The sequence below is a fragment of the Leptospira weilii serovar Ranarum str. ICFT genome (assembly GCF_000332415.1).
In the GTDB taxonomy this organism is placed as follows: Bacteria; Spirochaetota; Leptospiria; order Leptospirales; family Leptospiraceae; genus Leptospira; species Leptospira weilii_A.
The window spans coordinates 36,077-55,000 of sequence record NZ_AOHC02000018.1; the positions used below are offsets into that span (position 1 = coordinate 36,077).

17 protein-coding genes and 1 tRNA gene (1 of these 18 running past the window's edge) are annotated in these 18,924 nt (G+C 44.0%); 7 read left to right on the forward strand and 11 right to left on the reverse strand.

Features of this window, described 5'->3' with window-relative positions; translation table 11 throughout:
* Positions 1–7: 7 nt before the first annotated feature.
* Positions 8–388: an LIC10421/LIC12816 family protein gene (locus LEP1GSC060_RS05060; RefSeq protein ID WP_036095406.1), complete on the reverse strand. Its 381-nt coding sequence runs from the start codon at positions 386–388 to the stop codon at positions 8–10.
* A gap of 122 nt (positions 389–510) precedes the next feature.
* On the opposite strand from LEP1GSC060_RS05060, the gene LEP1GSC060_RS05065 reads away from it, so the two are divergent.
* A tRNA-Arg gene (locus tag LEP1GSC060_RS05065) sits at positions 511–582 on the forward strand.
* A 318-nt stretch (positions 583–900) separates the two neighbouring features.
* Here LEP1GSC060_RS05065 and LEP1GSC060_RS05070 read toward each other — a convergent pair.
* The 7 genes from LEP1GSC060_RS05070 to LEP1GSC060_RS05100 all read right to left on the reverse strand — a co-directional run bounded on the left by LEP1GSC060_RS05070 (position 901) and on the right by LEP1GSC060_RS05100 (position 6,903).
* Positions 901–1,401 carry a tetratricopeptide repeat protein gene (locus LEP1GSC060_RS05070; RefSeq protein ID WP_002997433.1) on the reverse strand — a complete coding sequence of 167 codons (501 nt, stop codon included), beginning with the start codon at positions 1,399–1,401 and terminating at the stop codon, positions 901–903.
* 19 nt (positions 1,402–1,420) lie between these two features.
* Positions 1,421–1,864: a hypothetical protein gene (locus tag LEP1GSC060_RS05075; RefSeq protein WP_036095407.1), complete on the reverse strand. Its 444-nt coding sequence runs from the start codon at positions 1,862–1,864 to the stop codon at positions 1,421–1,423.
* 88 nt (positions 1,865–1,952) lie between these two features.
* Positions 1,953–2,924 carry a PdxA family dehydrogenase gene (locus LEP1GSC060_RS05080; protein WP_002997493.1) on the reverse strand — a complete coding sequence of 324 codons (972 nt, stop codon included), beginning with the start codon at positions 2,922–2,924 and terminating at the stop codon, positions 1,953–1,955.
* Between the two features lie 59 nt (positions 2,925–2,983).
* Positions 2,984–3,424 (reverse strand): bactofilin family protein, encoded by a 441-nt coding sequence (locus tag LEP1GSC060_RS05085; protein ID WP_001229815.1) that lies wholly within the window; start codon positions 3,422–3,424, stop codon positions 2,984–2,986.
* A 109-nt stretch (positions 3,425–3,533) separates the two neighbouring features.
* On the reverse strand, positions 3,534–4,301 hold the full coding sequence (locus LEP1GSC060_RS05090) for a hypothetical protein (RefSeq protein ID WP_002997407.1): 768 nt from the start codon (positions 4,299–4,301) through the stop codon (positions 3,534–3,536).
* Between the two features lie 409 nt (positions 4,302–4,710).
* Complete coding sequence (locus tag LEP1GSC060_RS05095) at positions 4,711–5,355, reverse strand: hypothetical protein (protein ID WP_002997394.1); 645 nt, start codon at positions 5,353–5,355, stop codon at positions 4,711–4,713.
* Positions 5,356–5,541: 186 nt separating this feature from the next.
* Positions 5,542–6,903, reverse strand: coding sequence for a tetratricopeptide repeat protein (locus LEP1GSC060_RS05100; protein WP_002997442.1), 1,362 nt, complete (start codon positions 6,901–6,903; stop codon positions 5,542–5,544).
* Positions 6,904–6,960: 57 nt separating this feature from the next.
* Here LEP1GSC060_RS05100 and LEP1GSC060_RS05105 point away from each other — a divergent pair, with 57 nt between their 5' ends.
* The 6 genes from LEP1GSC060_RS05105 (at position 6,961) to LEP1GSC060_RS05130 (ending at position 15,141) form a co-directional block, all read left to right on the forward strand.
* Entirely contained in the window at positions 6,961–9,210 is a 2,250-nt protein-coding gene (locus LEP1GSC060_RS05105) for a lytic transglycosylase domain-containing protein (RefSeq protein ID WP_002997436.1), read from the forward strand.
* Between the two features lie 269 nt (positions 9,211–9,479).
* The gene (locus tag LEP1GSC060_RS05110; RefSeq protein WP_002997381.1) at positions 9,480–10,769 is read left to right on the forward strand and encodes a citrate synthase; all 1,290 of its coding nucleotides are present in this window, start codon (positions 9,480–9,482) and stop codon (positions 10,767–10,769) included.
* 38 nt (positions 10,770–10,807) lie between these two features.
* Complete coding sequence (locus LEP1GSC060_RS05115; protein ID WP_002997364.1) at positions 10,808–12,238, forward strand: class I SAM-dependent rRNA methyltransferase; 1,431 nt, start codon at positions 10,808–10,810, stop codon at positions 12,236–12,238.
* Entirely contained in the window at positions 12,210–13,190 is a 981-nt protein-coding gene (locus tag LEP1GSC060_RS05120) for a class I SAM-dependent methyltransferase (protein ID WP_002997461.1), read from the forward strand. Before LEP1GSC060_RS05115 ends, LEP1GSC060_RS05120 begins: the two co-directional genes overlap by 29 nt.
* Positions 13,157–14,020 (forward strand): TrmH family RNA methyltransferase, encoded by an 864-nt coding sequence (locus tag LEP1GSC060_RS05125; RefSeq protein WP_051061401.1) that lies wholly within the window; start codon positions 13,157–13,159, stop codon positions 14,018–14,020. Before LEP1GSC060_RS05120 ends, LEP1GSC060_RS05125 begins: the two co-directional genes overlap by 34 nt.
* Complete coding sequence (locus LEP1GSC060_RS05130; protein WP_002997429.1) at positions 14,017–15,141, forward strand: hypothetical protein; 1,125 nt, start codon at positions 14,017–14,019, stop codon at positions 15,139–15,141. Before LEP1GSC060_RS05125 ends, LEP1GSC060_RS05130 begins: the two co-directional genes overlap by 4 nt.
* Here LEP1GSC060_RS05130 and mdoH read toward each other — a convergent pair.
* The 3 genes in view from mdoH to LEP1GSC060_RS05145 are tightly spaced (each overlapping or abutting the next) and all read right to left on the reverse strand, a layout consistent with a single transcriptional unit that may run on beyond the window.
* Positions 15,138–17,273 carry a glucans biosynthesis glucosyltransferase MdoH gene (gene mdoH / locus LEP1GSC060_RS05135; protein WP_002997491.1) on the reverse strand — a complete coding sequence of 712 codons (2,136 nt, stop codon included), beginning with the start codon at positions 17,271–17,273 and terminating at the stop codon, positions 15,138–15,140. The genes LEP1GSC060_RS05130 and mdoH overlap by 4 nt on opposite strands.
* Positions 17,270–17,692 carry a hypothetical protein gene (locus LEP1GSC060_RS18900; RefSeq protein ID WP_002997358.1) on the reverse strand — a complete coding sequence of 141 codons (423 nt, stop codon included), beginning with the start codon at positions 17,690–17,692 and terminating at the stop codon, positions 17,270–17,272. Before LEP1GSC060_RS18900 ends, mdoH begins: the two co-directional genes overlap by 4 nt.
* Positions 17,676–18,924, reverse strand: partial view of an OpgD/OpgG family glucan biosynthesis protein gene (locus tag LEP1GSC060_RS05145; RefSeq protein WP_002997480.1) — the 3' portion only. It continues 359 nt past the right edge of the window; the window shows 1,249 of its 1,608 coding nt (coding positions 360–1,608); the start codon falls outside the window, past its right edge — the gene reads right to left on this strand; its stop codon occupies positions 17,676–17,678. Before LEP1GSC060_RS05145 ends, LEP1GSC060_RS18900 begins: the two co-directional genes overlap by 17 nt.

An 18,924-nucleotide genomic window follows, 5' to 3' on the forward strand; every position in this document is an offset into this window, starting at 1 on the left:
TGTAATATCAACGGCTTTCGATCTGAAATTCTTTGAGAGTCGTTTCGTGACGATTCGCCTGACGTTCCAAGGAATCCGCCATTTTAAATAGTTTTTCTTTTCGAACTCTCGCCTGAAGAAATTTTTCTCCTCTGGAAAGTTTTGCCAACTCTCTAAGTTCTTCGGCTCTGGCTCTTTTGGCGAGTGCGGTCGCTCTGAGATAATTCGCAATCGCTTGTTTTTGTCCCGGAGTAATTGCACTTTCCACGAGCGCTTTTTCCAAAAGTCTTTCTTCTTCCTCTTCGCTCACCGAAAAGATCGGAGAAAAAACTCCACATACCAAAACCAATATAAAAACGAAAACGGCCTTCCGAAAAAAAAGCCTTTCCCATGAATGTGAAACCTTCATCCCTACCTCTATCTTTAGGAGGACGATTTCATGCCCGATTTCTTTTTCAAGGACTTTCCTTTCAACCCGTCCGGGATTTGCATTTGACACCCCGAACCTCTCCAAAAGACTCATTTGTAAACGTACCTATAGCTCAACGGATAGAGTACAGGCCTCCGGAGCCTGGGGTCCGGGTTCGAGTCCCGGTAGGTACAGTTCAGTTATTGTATTACAGAATATTTATGCGGGACTCGAAGCTTTCTCGCGAGAGCATTTGCAGCGATCCTTAGAGAGCGTCGCAAATGCGACATGAGCCATGGATGGCGAATGAGCGAGAAAGACGCCGTGGAGCTTAATTCGTCAGGATGACGAATTGCGTAACGGCGAGTCCGTACTAGGGGTTAGAATCATTTACAGAAGAGGAAAATTAGCCTTTGTTAAAGTCTGATCCATCTTTACGAAAAATCCCTCTGATTTCTAATCACTAACCGCTCGACGCGCGGGACTCGAAGCTTTCTCGCGAGAGAGCTCCGTCAATTGTAACGAATATAAATCCGTTTCAGAGCGAGATTTGCCGGAGGATAATTCGGCTGAATCCGAATCGCCTTTTCATATTCCAAACGAGCCAACTCGATATGGCCTAAGATTTCCAAACAAGAACCCGAGTTGAAATACGGATATACGGGAACCTCGTAACGAGGAGCCGATTTCGCCCTTTCAAACCAAGGAAGCGCTTCCTCGAAACGTTTTTGTTGAAGCAGATAAACCCCGATATCATTATAAGGATTTCCTAATGTAGGATCCGTCTCGATCGCGGTTCTACAGAATTCGATCGCACGATCCAATTTACCGGCGAGAGAATAAGACCAACCCAAAAACGTCCAAGCTTCCGCGGTGGGTTTTGCGGCAATGGACATTCTATAATGTTTGGAAGCCAGTTTCAAATTTCCCTTGGTCTGATATTCGTAAGCGGTCAAAAAGTGTTTCTTCGCTTCTTCCGATTCACCGAAGGACTGTAAGTAGAGCGGATTCATTCTATACTTTAGACGGATCTCACTTTGCGGAAAAATTTAAGAATTTTAGAAAACCGATATTTAAAAAGCCGTCCACTTCCGAAGAAAAGTGATTGTAAAGAATAAAACCGCACCAATAGATCAAAGTCGCACTTATAAGCGCTTTTGCAAGAGACTTACCTACATGAGGAGAAGCGGAATAAAAAATTCGAAACAACGCTGCGGGCCAAAGAAACAAAAGAAAAAAATAAAAACCTTTTCCGATTCCGTAAATCCAGGAAACGATTTCCACGGGATAACTCACCGTTAGACGCTCGTAACTCGCCTTCAATTCCGGAAAGTATTGAAAGAAATAAAAGATAAAAATGAAAACAAAAACGATCTTCCAGACGAATTCGAAGTCGGAACGAAACAAAACCAGAGTCAATCCGCAGAACCAAAAAAGGAAAATCGGAAATACGATTTGTTCTAAAAGTCCAGGCATAAACCCTCGTTTCTGTTTTTTAACGTCGACAAATTTCCGTTCCGATCCCGCCAAACTTTTTTTCGTTGGAACGTTTGCGTGGAAAACCTCAAGGAATTTCCACAATCCGGTTCAGACATTCTACAAAGCTGGTCGAATCTGCAAGCCCTTTCCCGGCGATATCAAAAGCGGTTCCGTGATCCGGCGAAACTCGGATAAACGGAAGACCCAATGTCAGATTCACGCCTTTTTTCCCTTCCCACATTTTAAACGGAATCAAACATTGATCGTGATAACAAGCAAGATGTAGACCGAACTTTTTTCGAGCGGACTCACCAAACATGGAATCGGCGGAAAGAGGGCCTTCCACTTTCAAACCTTTCTTTCTTAAAAATCGGATCATCGGTTCTAAAATCTCCGCTTCTTCCCGACCGACCCTACCGCCTTCTCCCGCGTGCGGATTTAGACCGAGAAAAGCGATCGGCTTTTTAAGATCGATTTTCTCGCAGGAAAAAATGGAATCCGCAAGCGATTTCAGATCGATCTCTTTCAAAAACTCGGGAACTTTTACGAGAGGAACGTGAGTCGTCAGCGGAAGAACCTGAAGATCCTTTCCGGACATGAGCATAAACGTTTTTGTCCGATAGGCTTCGGCCAAGAATTCGGTATGACCTCGAAAGTTTGCAGCCCCCGATGCGATCACCCATTCTTTGCTAAGAGGAAGAGTGATGAGATCCCCACCCCCTTCTTTTTGAAACTCGACTGCGAGTGAAAGAGCGGCTAACGCGGATTTTCCGGACCAAGAAGAAGGTTTGCCGAACTTCAAGGAAGAGATCTCCTTTTTGGAAAGCACGTTATGAGAAATCGCGAACAGACCTTTTTTTTCGGCCTCTACGGAAGTCGACGCAGTGGCAGCGTTCGCCGCAATCGAAACGAATTCTTTCGGAAGCGGAAACTTACCCGAATGAAAATAGACGACCGGCCTTGTTCTGGAGATTTTTTTTAAAAGAGAAAAAGTATGCAGGAAGATTTCCGGACCGATTCCACAAGGGTCGCCTTCTGTAATCAGGATCCGGTTCACCGTTTTTGGAAGTCGGTTTTCATTCCGGAAATTCTTTCCCGAAACGAAAACCTTTCGAATTATTCTCTCGCCCCGGATTGTTTTCCGAAGATTTTTTCAACGCTGAGAGAATCCTTGGAATATTCGAGATCGATCAAGTCTTTCGCGGAATGTTTGAGGTCGTTCGAAATCATACAACGTCCCTCAAGGATCACTCCGTTTTGGATGATCAATTCCGGTGTGCGGATATCTCCGAGAATTTTAGAAGTGGGAAGGAGCATCACCCTGTTTCTTGCGGTGATGTTTCCGATTACGATTCCTTCGATGATAACACTGGCTGCGGTGATGTTGGTTTTTACCTTACCCGTAACGCCGATATAAAGTTGTTCGGCCTGTAAGGACTTACCTTCGAACTTTCCGTCGATCTTAAGAGATCCGTTGATAAAGAATTTTCCGCTGAAGTAGGAATTTTCTCCGATGGTGGAGTTCGTAACTTCGGATGAATTTTTAACGAGTGCCATGCGCCTGTGTGTCCTTTTCGGAGGGAGTTAAAATCACTAAATATGCAGATCCCGCCAAACGGAAAAGGATTTTTCAGGACTTATTCTTGAAAATTGGCGAAGAGGAAAATCAACGGATATTCGGAACGTTGATTCGACTGAGGGCTTCGGATGTGAACTCTTGAAACTCCTTAAGAGCGTCCATGATACTTTTTCCCTCCAATTCGGTGGCCCTTTCAAATCTCGGATTGAACCGAATCGAATCTTCCAGATTCATGATGACACCTCCGACTTCCTTCGCCTCTTTGATGACCCTGTTTAAAAATTCGTTGAATTTTTGAAACATCTCGTAAGCCTCCGCGATGAAGATTCGGGTCTGTTTGTTTTTCATCCTGCTCAACTGTTCTCTGAACTCCTGTTTTTCCGCAGCGTGAAATTCTTCTACGGTTTCGGTGAGAACCTTGACGTTCCTTCGAATGTTTTCCATGTATTTCACAACTCCGTCTTTTTCGTTCGTATGAGAAAAGTCGAAACGGACGTGGGTTTCGTTCAATACGGGAAGATATTCCCGATCCAGCACGTTGATCCAGGTTCCGATCTGATTGACCTCGGGGTCGTTCGAGTTCGGAGAAATTTTCATAATCGGATATTTTGCAAGTACCCGACCGGCTTCGTTCGGATTTTCCTTGTAACGTTTTATCTGTTCCGCCGTCACGTCGAGATTGTCCGGAATTCCTTCGGGAGAAATGTCCTTCATCTTCGTTTTATATTTTTCCAAATCTCTGGAAACTCGATAACGTTGTTCGTCGTTCTGAGATCCCTTCGCGATTTTTTCCAGTTGGAGGATCATCTTCTGGTATTTCTGCAATTCTAGAATTTGTTCGTGACTGATTGCCATTCTGATTCCGCCTCGGTACGGACTGTCCCACTCGGGGCAAGCTCCTGATTTGTCCTTTATATTGATCTCTATAAAATTGAGTACCGTTAATTTTTATCGCAAAACATTGATTCAATACAAAATATTAGGTATTTTGATTGTATCGTTATGAGTAATCGTATTGAAAACTCAACAACTTACTCTCGCATCGAAGGATGAATGTAGTTTCTCATGGATTCGGAACCTATGTCAAGAAATTCTAGAAAAACCCGAACACGAAAGAGTTCGTCAGAATTTTTTAGATCGAAAAAACTTTTCCAAACCGATTTCAGGGAGCGCCTAGGGCGAGCCGATCTATGGCGCCGAAAAATCGAAAGTTAGACAAAGGGATCCGAGAACGGAAAGCCGAATTTTTCAGTCGTCATACGGTTTAACAACCGAAACATTCGCAGTCTTTTTCCAAGGGTTGAGTTTCTTTGATTTTATATTTTTTTAATAGAAGACGTAGTTCCTCTTGATATTCAGGCCAAGGTCCGCAATCTTCTCCCGCTGCCTCAAAAGCCTTTGTTTTACAATGCACTTTGTAATATAAGTATTTCGTATATTCGGTATAAAAGTATTTTTCATAAATCGTCTTCTTGGATAATACCGGTATCGCAACCGGATCTACGTTATCCTCTCCTTCCGACCGATCCCATTGGTATACATTTTTTAAATATTTAAGAACTTCCGTTTTTTTAGCCCCTCTCCGAATCAAATCTAAGTTCGCGTTCCATCGTCTGTATATATAACTCGCGGAAGGGTCGTAATAGTAAAAATCGTTCGTATGATTTTTCTTATAATTCTCGATTGTTTCTTCCGTTCTAAATTCCAAGGATTCTTTTAACCGATCCAAATATCCGATTTGATTTGAATTCAGTTTTTTAGGATCCTGCTCCACAGTTTCCAATCGGGATAGGATTTCGGACGCGGATAAGTCGGAGAGTTTTCCGCCGGACAAGTTATCGATTTTTACGTCCTTTGCGAATAAAAACGAATACGATACAAGACAGACTGAGAGTATGATTTTTTTCATCGTATATAATCGAATTCCTTTTTTTAGTAAGAGCTTATCTCTAAACGTAATATTCGACTTCTTTAAAGTTTAGAGCCTGTCCCAAAACTTAAAACAATCGCAGAGATTTGCGGCCATTCCGATAAAATCGGACGGTTGGCGGACAAACTCTTAATGTCATAACGTTTCTTTCGGTTATACAAACGTTTAAGACAATTTCTTATAACGTTCCAAAACCAAACGGAGATAATCGGCGTCGGGAAACTTCATCAAAAGACTTTCCAAAAGCCCGATTCCCTCGGCGGTTCTACCGATTTCTACAAGAGCCGAACCTTGTAGATAGAGCATTTCCGGAGCAAAACGGAAACGGCCGCAACGTTCGAGAGACTTTAAAAATTCCTCATATTCTTTTTTAAAAAAATGAAGAACCGACTGGGCCCTTCTCGTCAGATAAGAATCCGGAAGCCTTTCCTCCACTCCTCCGATTTCTTTTTGAACGTTAGAAGATTCCGTGGAGTTCAGCAGAATTAAAAGTTCGAAAGGGCTCAAGGTATAAACGAGACGATTTTGTCTTAAGATCGCATAACGTTTCTCCAAGGATTCGTCCTGACCCGCTAAAATATTTTCCTGCAAAGAACCCAACAAAACCGATCTGCCGTTCTTTTGTTTTTCGCCTTCGAGCCAGGCCTTTCTATATTCCAAAGGACGAATCTTCCTCAGAACGAAATAATTTTCCAGATAACCGTGACGGGAAGAATAAGCTTTGAAAAAGGATTCTTTTTCTTCGGAGCTAAACGTTTCGATTACGGTAAGAATCCTTCTTTCGATCGGGAATACGGTTCTAAAACCGGAGGTCTCGTGTTTGAAAAGAAGCCACGCAAGTCCGAGTAAACCCGGCTCCTCGCCCGTAACGACAAGATCGTAGATCGTTTCCCTGTCTTCCAGACCGAGGCCCCCGAATTTCCAAAGGGCTCCGTATTTTTGAAAACGAGAGGAACTTTTGTCCTTTAGAAAATCCGAATATTCAATTTTTCCCATAAGCGACAAAAACCGTTTCGCTTCCACGATAAACGGAAGATCCGGGTCGAAAACTCCGGTCAGTTCCAGATACTCGTCCAGTTTTTGTTCGTGTAAAAGAAAGGATTCCAAAACCTGAAAGACCTCCGGATCGGCCTGGTGTTCTTCCAAGGCCCGGTCCAAAAGTTCCTCGAAAAAAATCTTGAGAAGATTTTTTTCCCTTTCCGAAAGTCCTTCCTCTTCGAAAGGAGAAGTTTTATCGGATTGAAAACGAAACTCTCCGAACAAATCGATTCTCAGATTGAAAAAAGGAGAATGGACCTTGTTTAGGGCCCCGGAAAAATATTCCAAAATTTTGGATTTGAGCCGGATGATTTCGGGATTACGAGGCGCCGGACCTTCCGACTTTTTTTTCTTGGGAAAAATTTTTTCCGGAACCGATACTTCCACTTCGGAAGAAACGTTCCCTTCGAAAGAAACTTTCTCCGCATACGAGGATAACGTGATCTCGGGCCACAAATCGTTCCCTTTTTCTTTTTCCAGGATTTGCATGGGAATTTCCTTTTTGAGATTGAATCCTTAGGCCGAAAAGTTAAGTAAAGAATACGAATGAAAAAATTCGCCCTGACCAGCCTAGTCCTCTTCATTTTCGGCAACCTTTACGCAAACGATGATCTGAAATACCTGATCAAATCCTATAACCTTCAAAAAATCCATCGTATTTTCCGGGACCGCCGCCCCGGTACGGAATCGGAAGTTTACGCTCTTGTAAAGTATCACGAAGAACATCCGGACGGAAACAAGGACGCGAGATTTTCCCATCTGGTTTCCCTACTCAAAGGGAGAATCGTTCCTTCTCCCGGAAGACAAGACCTTCTCGAAATCCTGAATTCTCCGCTGCCCTCGAACTCGGTGATCACGAAACTTTCTCTCTGGAAACTCTACGAGGAAACCTCTCACAGAAAAATTTTGGATAAAGAGGAACTCGTCGGTCTTTTAAAAAAGTTTCCCAGGGAAAACGATCCTCTCAGTCAAAACGCTATCTCCGAAATTTTTAAAATCTACTACGAGGCGGGTATGATCCGGGAATGTCTGGACTTCGCCAAAAGTTTTTCCGATCGGGAGCAGGCGGAAATTTTTTCTCCGATGATTTTGTACCGTTATGCGAAATCTCTCTATAAATCGGGGAACACGGAAAAAGCAGAGTCCGTTTTTTATTCGATCCTGGAGGATCCTTCCGTTCTTTCTTCCGTCAAAAAATTCATCCAAGAAGACCTGAAGATATGGAAGGGAAATTCCTATTTTGTTTCTCTCACTCCCGAACGAGCGGCCTTGTTCCTTCCCTTTTTGGATTCTTCCGAAAAAAAACATCTGATCCATTCCAAAGACCTCGCAAACGTTTCCTTTTCCAAGGGAGAAGCGTTTCGTAATACCGCAAGGGCGATCGTCGCCTACGAACCGGAATCGCTTCCGCATTTTTTTAAAAGAAATACAAATCTCGCCAAATCCAATCCGGATTTTACCGCGGCGATGTCGAGAGAACTGACCAACCAAAATTTTTCCGGTAAGGCTCTGGATTTGTTAAACGACACAGGCTTGGAGAAAAACGACGAGGTCCTTTACAGTTACGCGAGAGCCTTTAAAAAACGGGGGAACAAGGATCTATATTTCAAAAATCTAATAGACTCCCTCGAAAAAAATCCCACGAATTTAATCCGACAAGACGAACTCATCGATCTTCTCACCGGAAATCACGAGAACTTTTTAGGCGACGCGTATTGGAAGGACGCCCTTCGCAAAATTCCGGATCTTCCCGTCAAAGGCAGACTCGTGTATTGGTATCTTCGTTTTCTCAAAAAAAACGGAAGAACCGAAGAGTTGAACTCTTGGCTCAAATCGTATTACAAACACATTAGCGGTTCTTATTATACCCGCGTCATTCGGGAGGAATTTCAGGAAGAGATTTCCTCTTTCCCGCTTCCCTCCGATCCGACTTGGAATCGGGACAATCTCTTCGAGTATCTTTCCTTAACCGCGGGAATTCCGGAACTCTCCGGTAAAATTTTAGGAAAGGATCTCGGCTTTGCGACTCAGGCCGCGGCGTTTCAGTTGAACGTGAGAATCGATTCCGCTCATTCTAAAATTCGAGGGAACCGTTATCTGCAATCGGCAAAAGAATATCTGGAAGTGGGAGAGATGGCCTACGCTCTTTTTTTAGTTCAGAGATATAAGGTTCAGCAAGGAATCGGTGAAGTAGAAAAGGAAGAAATTCTCGCGGCTCTCGGCGAACAAACCGGAACTCCTTACCTGACCGTCTTTCACACAAGAGCCCTGATGAAAAAGGAAAAACTCAGCGACGACGTGATTCTTCTTCCGTCCAAACTCGCTGCGAGAATTTATCCGAGACCCCATAGAGGACTTGTCGCTTCCGTTTCCCAAAACGTAGGAATCGACGAGGACATCGTTTACGCGATCATGCGTCAGGAATCTTTTTTTAAAGAGAATGCAATTTCGGTTTCCAACGCGAGAGGACTCATGCAGATCATGGGGCCCACCGGAAAAGAAATCGCCAAAAGAATGAATCTGAATTCTTATTCTCTTTTTGATCCGGAGGTTTCGATCGAAATGGGCGCGCGATTTTTACGTTATCTTGTCGCTTCGAACGGAAATCTTCAGTGGGCTTCGATCGCTTACAACGGCGGCCCGGGCAATCTCCGCAAATGGAAACGAAATCATTATCACGGCGACTTCAATCACTTCTTGGAGGAACTCCCCGTCAAAGAACCCCGCGACTATTGCAGAATCGTTAGTTCGAATTACTATAACTATCAGAATTTACGGAGATATAAGAACCTCTAACGTGAAGATCCGTTGATTTCAAATACCCGAGGTACATTCCGATTTTATACTCTATCAAATTCTCTACAATTAAAAACTATTCATTTGTATAGTATTAAGAAATTCTAAAATACAAATGGAATCTTCAATCAAGTTCTTGAGTCATTCTGATTTTTTAGATTGTCTATCTAACCGAAGGAATAGGATAGGAATCTGAAACGATTTAGAACGCAATTTTTGAACGATCGACAACTCGGCAAAACAACGAACAATTTCTTTAGGAGAAAAAAATGGCAGAGGTAGCAATTCTGAAAATCGACGGGAAAGAATACGAACTCCCGATCATCGTAGGCAGTGAAAACGAAAAAGCAGTCGATATTTCAAAACTCCGTCAACAGACCGGATACGTAACCTTGGACAACGGTTACTTAAACACCGGAGCCTGTACGAGCGCGGTGACTTTTTTGGACGGAGAACTCGGCATATTACGATACAGAGGAATTCCGATCGAACAACTCGCGGAAGATTCCACTTTCACCGAAGTCGCCTACTTACTGATCTACGGCAAACTTCCTTCGGACGCGGAACTAAAGACGTGGAACGAAGAACTTACGATGCACACTCTCATTCACGAGGATCTCAAACGTCTTTACAACGGATTTCCGAAAGACGGTCACCCGATGGCGATCATGTCTTCCATGATCGGATCTCTTTCCACTTACTATCAGGATTCTTACGATCCTGAAAACGCGGAACACAGACATATCTCCATGATCCGTCTTCTCGCAAAGTTCCCGACGATCGCCGCGTTCGCGTATAAAAAATCCATCGGACAACCTACGATCCATCCTCTGAACAGCCTCGACTATTGCGCAAACTTCATGAACATGATGTTCTCCGTTCCGAGCGAAGATTACAAAGTGGACCCCGAAATCGTAAAGGCGCTCAACTTATTATTGATCCTACACGCGGATCACGAACAGAACTGTTCCACGTCTACGGTGCGTTTGGTGGGATCCTCTCTCGCAAACCTCTACGGAGCGGTTTCCGCAGGAATCTGCGCTCTTTGGGGTCCGAGACACGGAGGAGCCAACCAAGAAGTATTAGAAATGTTGCAAGAGATTCAAGCGAGCGGATTGTCTGTTAAAAAAATCGTGGAAAAAGCGAAAGACAAGAACGATTCTTTCCGTCTTTCCGGATTCGGTCACAGGGTTTATAAGAATTTCGATCCCCGCGCCAAGATCATCAAAAAGGCCTGCGATTCCGTTCTGAAAAGACTCGGGGTTCAGGATTCTTTATTAGATATTGCTAAAGAACTCGAAGAGACCGCGTTACACGATCCTTACTTTGTGGAAAGGAAACTGTATCCGAACGTGGATTTTTATTCGGGAATCATCTACCGCGCGCTGGGAATTCCGGTGAACATGTTTACCGTAATGTTTGCGATGGGACGTCTTCCGGGTTGGATCGCTCAGTGGAAGGAAATGATCGAATCTACGGATATGAAAATCGGTCGTCCAAGACAGATCTACGTCGGAGCCACCGAAACTTCTTACAAAGAAGCCAAGAAAAAAGCCTGAACTCTCCCTCGAAAACCTTCCGGTTCCGCAGATACCAGTTGAACCGGAAGAGTGAACTTTCCATCCGACGCAAACATCCCTGGATCTTCAGCGGAAATATTTCCTCGGCGGTCGCGCCTTTTGTCAACGGTCAATGGTTGAATCTCGTTTCCACAAAAAACGTACCGATCGCAACCGGAATCTATTCGAACACCGGACTCGTGGCAATTCGAGTGATACAGTTTTTGCCGAAATTTTCCAAAAAAAAGATTCGAGAGAATCTAATCTCCTCTCTGCAAAAAAGAAACGAACTCAGAAAAACCACGAACGCATACAGAATTTTACACGGAGAAAACGATTTTTTTCCGGGTATAACGATCGACCGATTGAATGAAACCTGGGTTGTGAGAATTTATTCTTCCTCTTTACTTTCGTACGGAAGATGGCTCGTTTGGAATCTCTACGATCTATGCAAAAATTCTAAATTAGGAGAACCGAAACCGAAACGGATCTTATTCGATCCTCCCGAAAAAACCGGGACCGACAAAATCGGTTCTAAAAAAGCGAATGGGACGGCTTCTACACAAACGATTTTCGATTCGGTAGAAACGTTACAAGATGATACATTCAAAAAATCGAATTTAAAAGTTAAAAAATCCGCAGAAAGATTGTGGAGGGGGAGAAACTCCGTTCCCGCTGTTCAGAAAACAAAATCGAACCATGCAGAAGCGAAAGCGAACCAAAAAAAATCGGATTTAGCGGCAAGCCGAGACACGTCGACTCAAAGCAAGCCGCTCGCCGACGACGAACCGCTTAAAATCCGAGAAACGATCCAACTTTACGACATACGATTTCCAGTGGAACTCCCCGGCCAAAAGGGTGGAATCTTTTTAGATCTCAGAAACCTACGCCGATTTTTACTTGAAAAGAAGGAACTGAGCCAAGATAAAAACTGCCTTCATCTTTTTTCCCATACGGGACTAACGTCGATTTGTATGGACGTAGCGGGCGCCGCTTCCGTTCTTTCCGCGGACGGATCGAAAGAGGTTTTGGATGGATTTCAAAGAGTTTTGAGTCTGAAAAAAAACCAAAGCCATTGCAAACACAGGTTCGTTCAAAAAAATCTATTCAAAGAATTGGAAGAAGTATTAGAAAATCGTAAATTCGGTTTGATCGTAATCGATCCGCCGAATCTAACTCCGGACGCAAAGTCCAAAACAAACGCGCTCAAATCCTATTCTTATCTTTTTGAAAACAGCCTTACGTCTTTGGAAGAATCGGGAACGATCATTCTCTGTTCTTGTTCGGGAAGAATTGGATCGGAAGAATTGGAATCACTCGCGAAAAACATTTTCAAGTCCAAAGGTTGGAGTTTTGAACGTTTTACGAGTTTAAAACCGGAAGCGGATCATCCGGTAAGAAAAAACTTCCCCGAAGGAAATTATTTTAAGGTACATATCTATGAAAACTGTAAGAAGAACGGAACCTAAACCATCAAAAACGAATTCGGAAAAAAATCCGCCTTCCGCCAAACGATCCGAAGCTCCCACCGAACGATCCGGAGTTTCAAGAAGTCACAACGCGGGGGTAGAAGCAGGTTCTTATAAACTACTCGACTCCGGAGATTTTAGAAAACTCGAACAAATCGGCCCTTATACGATCATCCGTCCCTCCCCCGTTTCCGCTTGGCCCGCGACAAAACCCCAGCTTTGGAAAAACGCCGACGGAGAATACGTCCGTTCGGACAAAGGAGGAGGCGCATGGGCCTGGAACAAAAAAACGGAGGAGGAATTTTACATTCAAATTTTAGAATATTCTATTAAGATTAAATTTACTCCTTTCGGTCATCTCGGAATTTTCGCCGAACAATTGGAAAACTGGAAAAAGATCCAACAACTTTCCTCCGGGCTAAAAAAAGAGGAGGAGGTTTTAAACCTGTTCGCGTATTCGGGGATTTCCACCTTGGCCGTGTTAGACGGAGGAGCTTCGGTTTGCCATCTGGATTCGTCGAAAGGAATGGTGGACTGGGCGCGGGATAACGCGAACGCCTCCGGTCTCGCCGACAAAAAAGTGCGGTGGATGGTGGAAGACGTATTGAAGTTTTTAAAACGAGAAATCAAACGAGGAAAGGACTATCGCGGTTTTATTTTGGATCCCCCGACTTTCGGAAGAGGCGCCAGCGGCGAAGTTTTTAAGATCGAAAAAGATCTGCCCGAACTCATGGATCTTCTGATGCAACTCTGCGGTAACAAACCTGATTTTATCGTTCTTACCTGTCACTCCACGGGTTTTAGTCCGCTCGCGCTTCGGCGAATTTTGGAAGGGAGGATTCGCAACCAAGGCCGCTTTCATCTCGGGGAACTTTCCATTCCGGAAACAAGCGGTAGACTTTACCCTGCGGGTTCGAATTGTATTTATGTTTCGGAGAGACTTTCGTTTTGAACGAAGAGACCGACATTTCGTTTTTGGAGATCACCAGCTTTTCCAACGAGAAGCTGAAATATATTTCCAACCTCAAGGATAAAAAACACAGGGAGTCTTCGGGGCTTTTTTTTATAGAAGGTTATCGTGAAATTTTCAGAGCGCAAAAATCGGGCAAGGTTCGGTTTCAAAATGTACTCTATTCTCCCGAATGTTTTTTAGGTGAAAACGAATTTTCCCTCATCGGTTCGATCGGCGCCAAAAACATCAAGGTCCCGAAAAAGATTTTTGAAAAAATCTCCTATCGGGACAGACCGGACGGACTCATCGCAACCGCTCGTTTTTTTCCGATCGGACTCGACACTTTTCAAAAAGAATCAAACACATTCAAAAATTTGAAACCGATTCTCGTGATCGAAGGCGTGGAAAAACCGGGAAACCTCGGAACGATCCTTCGAACCGCGGAAGGCGCCGGATTTCATACGGTGCTCGTCGCCGATCCCAGATTGGATCTGTTCAATCCGAACGTGATCCGCGCTTCGACGGGAGCCTTGTTCACTCTGGACGTTTATCTCGGGGAAACGGAAACGATCTACGAAATTTTAAGGAAAAACGACTACAGAACGTTAGCCGTAACACCGGAAGCGGAAAAACTTTATTTTAACGCCGAACTCAAAGGCAAAGTAGCCCTCGTGTTCGGGTCGGAACAGTACGGACTTTCCGCTTATGCAAGAAATCATTCCGATGAGTATATTTCCCTTCCGATGTTCGGAGAAGCGGATTCCCTCAATCTCGCGATGTCCGCGGGAATCGTAATGTACGAAACGATACGGCAGGGTTCCAAAAAATGAAAATCACATACTACGTTAGCGGTCACGGATTCGGTCATATCAGCCGATCCATGGAAATCATTTTATATCTGCTCCGCAGTTTTCCGGAATTGGAAATCGATCTCGTAACCGTTCGGGAAGAATTTTTATCCACTCTTTCACATTCGGAGGAGGATTCCAAAAACCTCGAACGTTTACACGTCCGAAATAAGATCCTGGACGTGGGAATGGTTCAAAAAGATTCTCTTTCCGTCGATATCCGCGCCACGGCAGCAAATCTCGAAGAATTCGATTTAAAAAAATCGTATATTCAAATTTCTGAAATTGAATCCTGTTTGGATTTCGAAACTGAACTGATCGTCTCGGACTCGGCGTCCCTACCCTTTATGATCGCGGACAAGATCAAAATTCCTTCGTTATTCGTGGGAAACTTTACCTGGGATTTTATTTACGCGGGTTATACGAAAGAATCCTCCGTTTTTGAACGGGCCGCAAAAACTCTCTACGAAGAATACTATCACGCGACGTTCGGATTATTGCTTCCGTTTTCCTGTCCCGCTCCTTCCTTGGCCGAACAAAAACCCATCGGACTCGTAGGCCGAAGACCACATTTAAGTAAAAGCGCAGCGAAAGAATTCTTCAAACTTTCCGAAAACAAAATTCATCTTTTGTTTTCGTTCGGTGCGTACGGCGTGGAAACCTCTCGGTTTGATTGGGAACGATTTGATCCGGAAAAATATACGATCGTTCTTTCCGGAACCGATTTCGATTTAACACAAATCCCTAATAAACAAAAAGACGGAATTTTAAAACTCTCCGACGTTCACTATCCCGATCTTTTGACCGCCTGCGATTTTGTGATCACCAAACCGGGTTACGGAATTATGAGCGAAGCCGTTTACGCCAAAACCCCGGTTCTTTACACGGATCGCGGAAACTTTCCCGAAGTTCCTTATCTTCACAAAAGTTTAAACGATGAAATTCCTTCCGCATATATCTCCAACGAAGAATTGTTTTCGTTTCGGTTGGATAAGGCGATTGGAAACGCAAAAACCTGGAAAGGAAAAACGTCCCCGCAATTTGAAAGAGACGGAAGAGAGGACGTAAAACACGCGGTTGCCGTTTTTTTAAAGTTGGTTTAAGAAACGATTTTTCTTAGCAGAATTTCTTTTTGATAGTTGAGATACGAAGTTTTCCACCAAGCGGATCTTCCCGGAATTCCTTCCGTCCAAAACCAGGAGTGAAGATACGATACGGATTCGTAATCCCATAAAATTCTTTGTAAGTCCTGATTTGAAAAAGAAGAAGCTCCTTCGGTTTTGAGTTTTGCCCGAAGTTCTTCCAGATATTTTTTTCTGCCCGGTGTTTCCTTTTTTCGTTTTCTCAATCTGGAAAGATGAAACTCGTTGAGCAGAGGATCCGCGATCGCCAAAAAAATTCCTCTCCGATTCTCATCCGTTCCCAGATCCCGAGAATATTTTTCCTGATAGAGATTCAATCGTTTCAATAAATCTTTCTGATCGAGTTCGGGCGGATTGGATAAGATTCCAAACTCACCGAGTTTGGAAGACGCAGACGCCGTCCACACCGCCAATGGATACGCAAAAATCCAACCCGCGAGCAAAGGTAAAAACCAAAAAAATAAAATCGGATACGTCACAAACATCCATACTCCGATTCCCAATCCGTAAAAACATGCCGGCAAAACCGTGTATGCAAGCGCTCCCAAGTCCAATCCGGATTCTGCGTTCCGATTCTGAGGTCCCCATACTATTTTACGATTTAAGAATGTAAGAAAAATGAATCTCGAATACTGAACCATATAAACCGGAGCAAGCAAAACGGAATGGAAAAATTCTAAAATAAAAGAAACAACCCAAGAAACAAACGAGGATCCCCATTCTTTTCTTCGAAAAAAAGATACATCCAAAAAGGAGACGATCCGAGGAAGAAACAAAATGAACAAAGTATAAGCCTGCAACGTATATGCGACCGGAAGATAGAGATCGTCTCGAAACGCAATCCAGTCTTCCGGCAAAAGAGCCAATCTGAAAAAATCCACGTCCTCGATCGTGGTAAGAGAAGAAGAAACAAGGAGCAAGGCCCAAAGAGGAGAACTGAAATACGAAAAAATTCCGAATAAGATTTGAAGCCGGCTCGAAAAACGGAGTTTGCCCCCGAATAAAAACCAAAAATGCTGAAGGTTTCCCTGACACCAACGATTGTCCCGTTTCAAAGTTTCTAGCACGTTAGGCGGCGCTTCCTCATAAGAACCTTTTAGATCCGTCGCGAACCAAACACCGTAACCCGCCTTTCGAAAGAGAGCAGCCTCGATCGTATCGTGACTTAAAATTTTTCCGCCGATTGCGCTTTCTCCGGGCAATCCAGGAAGTCCGCAGTATTTCATAAACGGCTGAAGTCGAATGATCGCGTTGTGTCCCCAGAACGGTCCGGAACGAAGCTGCCAAAAAAAGGAACCCGCTCCAAAAACCGGATTGCCCGCCCAAGCCGCGAACGCGGAAAGTTTTTGAAAGATCGATTTGGCTCGGATCACTTCCGGGACGGTTTGAATGATCCCCGCGCTCGGAATTTTTTCCATGAGGTGTATTAGATTTTTCATACATTCTCCCGTGACAATGCTATCTGCATCCAGGATGATCATGTATTTGTATCGTTTTCCCCATCTTCTACAGAAGTCCGCGATATTGCCCGACTTCTTGTTCAGATTGACCCTTCTCTTTCGGTAGTAAATTCTTCCCTTGTTTACTGGCTTTTGACTGAGGATCGAAAAAGCCTTTTCTTCCAAGGCCCAAAGATTCGGATCCGAAGTATCGGATAGAATGAAAAAATCCGTCTTCTGACCGAGGCCGGTTTCCGTGATCTGATCCATCATCAGCTCGACTCCCGCAAAAATTCGGGAAACTTCCTCGCAGTGAACCGGCATCACAACCGCAACCGGCGGAATATCGCCTTCCAGAATCGTATTCTTTTCTAATATTTTAGAAATTCGAAGCGGATCGCCTCCTCGAATTTTCTGAACGAATCCGATGATCGCTGTTGCCGCTCCAAAACAGATGATCGGAAACAAAATACAAAATAAAATCAGAGTCGCCCATTCGAAGGGACTGATGGATTGAAAGGATAAAAACTGAACTTCTAAAAAGACCCCGATGATTACGAAAAAGAATACGAGACCTCCAAAACTCAAACGGCGATAACTCTGTGTTTTGGAATCGATCAGAGTTCCCAGTTTATCTTTTTCAGAAACGTTCACCGTAAAAGTCCGTAGAGTAAAAATGCGTAGACACTTCCCCAAAAGATTACGGAGAGAAAGACCGCAACCGGTTCCAGTTTTTCCTTCGGCTCCGCCAATTCTCCAAGCGGCCCGAAGTCGACTGGATTTGGAACCATCCTGGATGGTTCGATAGCGGGAAGATCAAAAGACTTATTCTTTTGGGAATGTAGAATTCCGGAGCGTAAAAAAAGTTTCATCGCTTCCGTTTCGAAATCGGAATTTTCTTTTCCGCTCGTTTCTTTTTCCACTAAGTTTAAGAATTCAGTGAGTTTGATATGGAGCGCAATGGAATCTACGACCCCGGACGCGAGGCAATACAATTTAACCTTGGAATAAACTCTGGAAAGTTTTTCCCGGTTCTCTGAAAAACGTAGATTTACGTCAGATCGTGGATTCAAGAGTGAACGTCCAAATCTCGCTCAGGTCTTCCTGATTTCTTTTCAATACGGCGCGGAGTTCTGCGGGTTTATTCTTATTTTTTTGAACGACTCTAAAGGTAAGTCTCCAAACTCCCGTTTCTTCAATTTTTTGAATATTATAATCCGTTAATTCTGCGTTATCTCCCGTATCGATCGCCGCTTGCAAATACGTGTAGGCATCGAGGGCTTTTAAATTCTCCCCTACGAAGTCTACGTAAAACACGCGCATATCGGATTCTCCCGGAACGGACGCAATTCTCGTCGATACGGTTTTTGCCAATTCATCCGGCAAAGGATCTTCGTTTAACCAGCGTATGGTGTAACTGAATTCGTACGGTTGTAAGGGGGCCGGAAACGCCGCCGGAACCCAAAACGCGCCTATGTTATCGTCCGAATCCTTGACCGTGGGAAGTTGTAAAAGTTGTATGCTTCCCTTTCCCCAGTTCCCTTCCGGCTCCACCCAAGCGGACGGACGAAGATGATACTTCATCGAATTGTCTTGATAACTCGCAAAGTTTCGATCTCTCTGAATGAGACCGAAGGCGCGGGGACTCTCGTCTTGAAAAGAATTCATCGTAACTCGTTTCGGATTATCGAGAGGTCTCCAAATCCAATCTCCTTTACTCGACTCGATCATCAGTCCGTCCGAATCATGAGACTCCGGATAAATCTTTCCTTCCGGAATCCCTCTCGTTTCGGAATACCAATACATAGAAGTAAGAGGTGCGATTCCGAATCGATCCACTTTCGTTCGAAGAGTTACTTCCGCGGTTACGTGAACGGAGGAAACCTTTCCCGGTGAGATTTGAAATTCATAGGCTCCCGTCGCGGTTTTACCGTCTAACAGTGCATATACGAATACGGTAGAATCGGTCTTGTCCGGATGTACGATCCAAAAATGTGTAAACCCCGGAAAGTCTTCGGGATAGGGCATTCCCGTATTGATCGCGATTCCCCGAGCCGAAAGTCCGTAGACTTGTTTTTTAGAAACCATTCTATAATAGCTCGCGCCCTGAAAGACCATGAACTCGTCCGTATGTTCTTCCGTATTCAGCGGATAATGAATTTTAAATCCGGAATATCCCAGATTTTCAGGCGTTTCCCCCTGCACTTTCAAATTGGAAAGATCAAAGTAGGATTGGTCGTACGGAATTTGTCTTGAGTAATCCGATCGGATCTCGTGCAAAGTCACGTTCGTATTGTAGAGATGT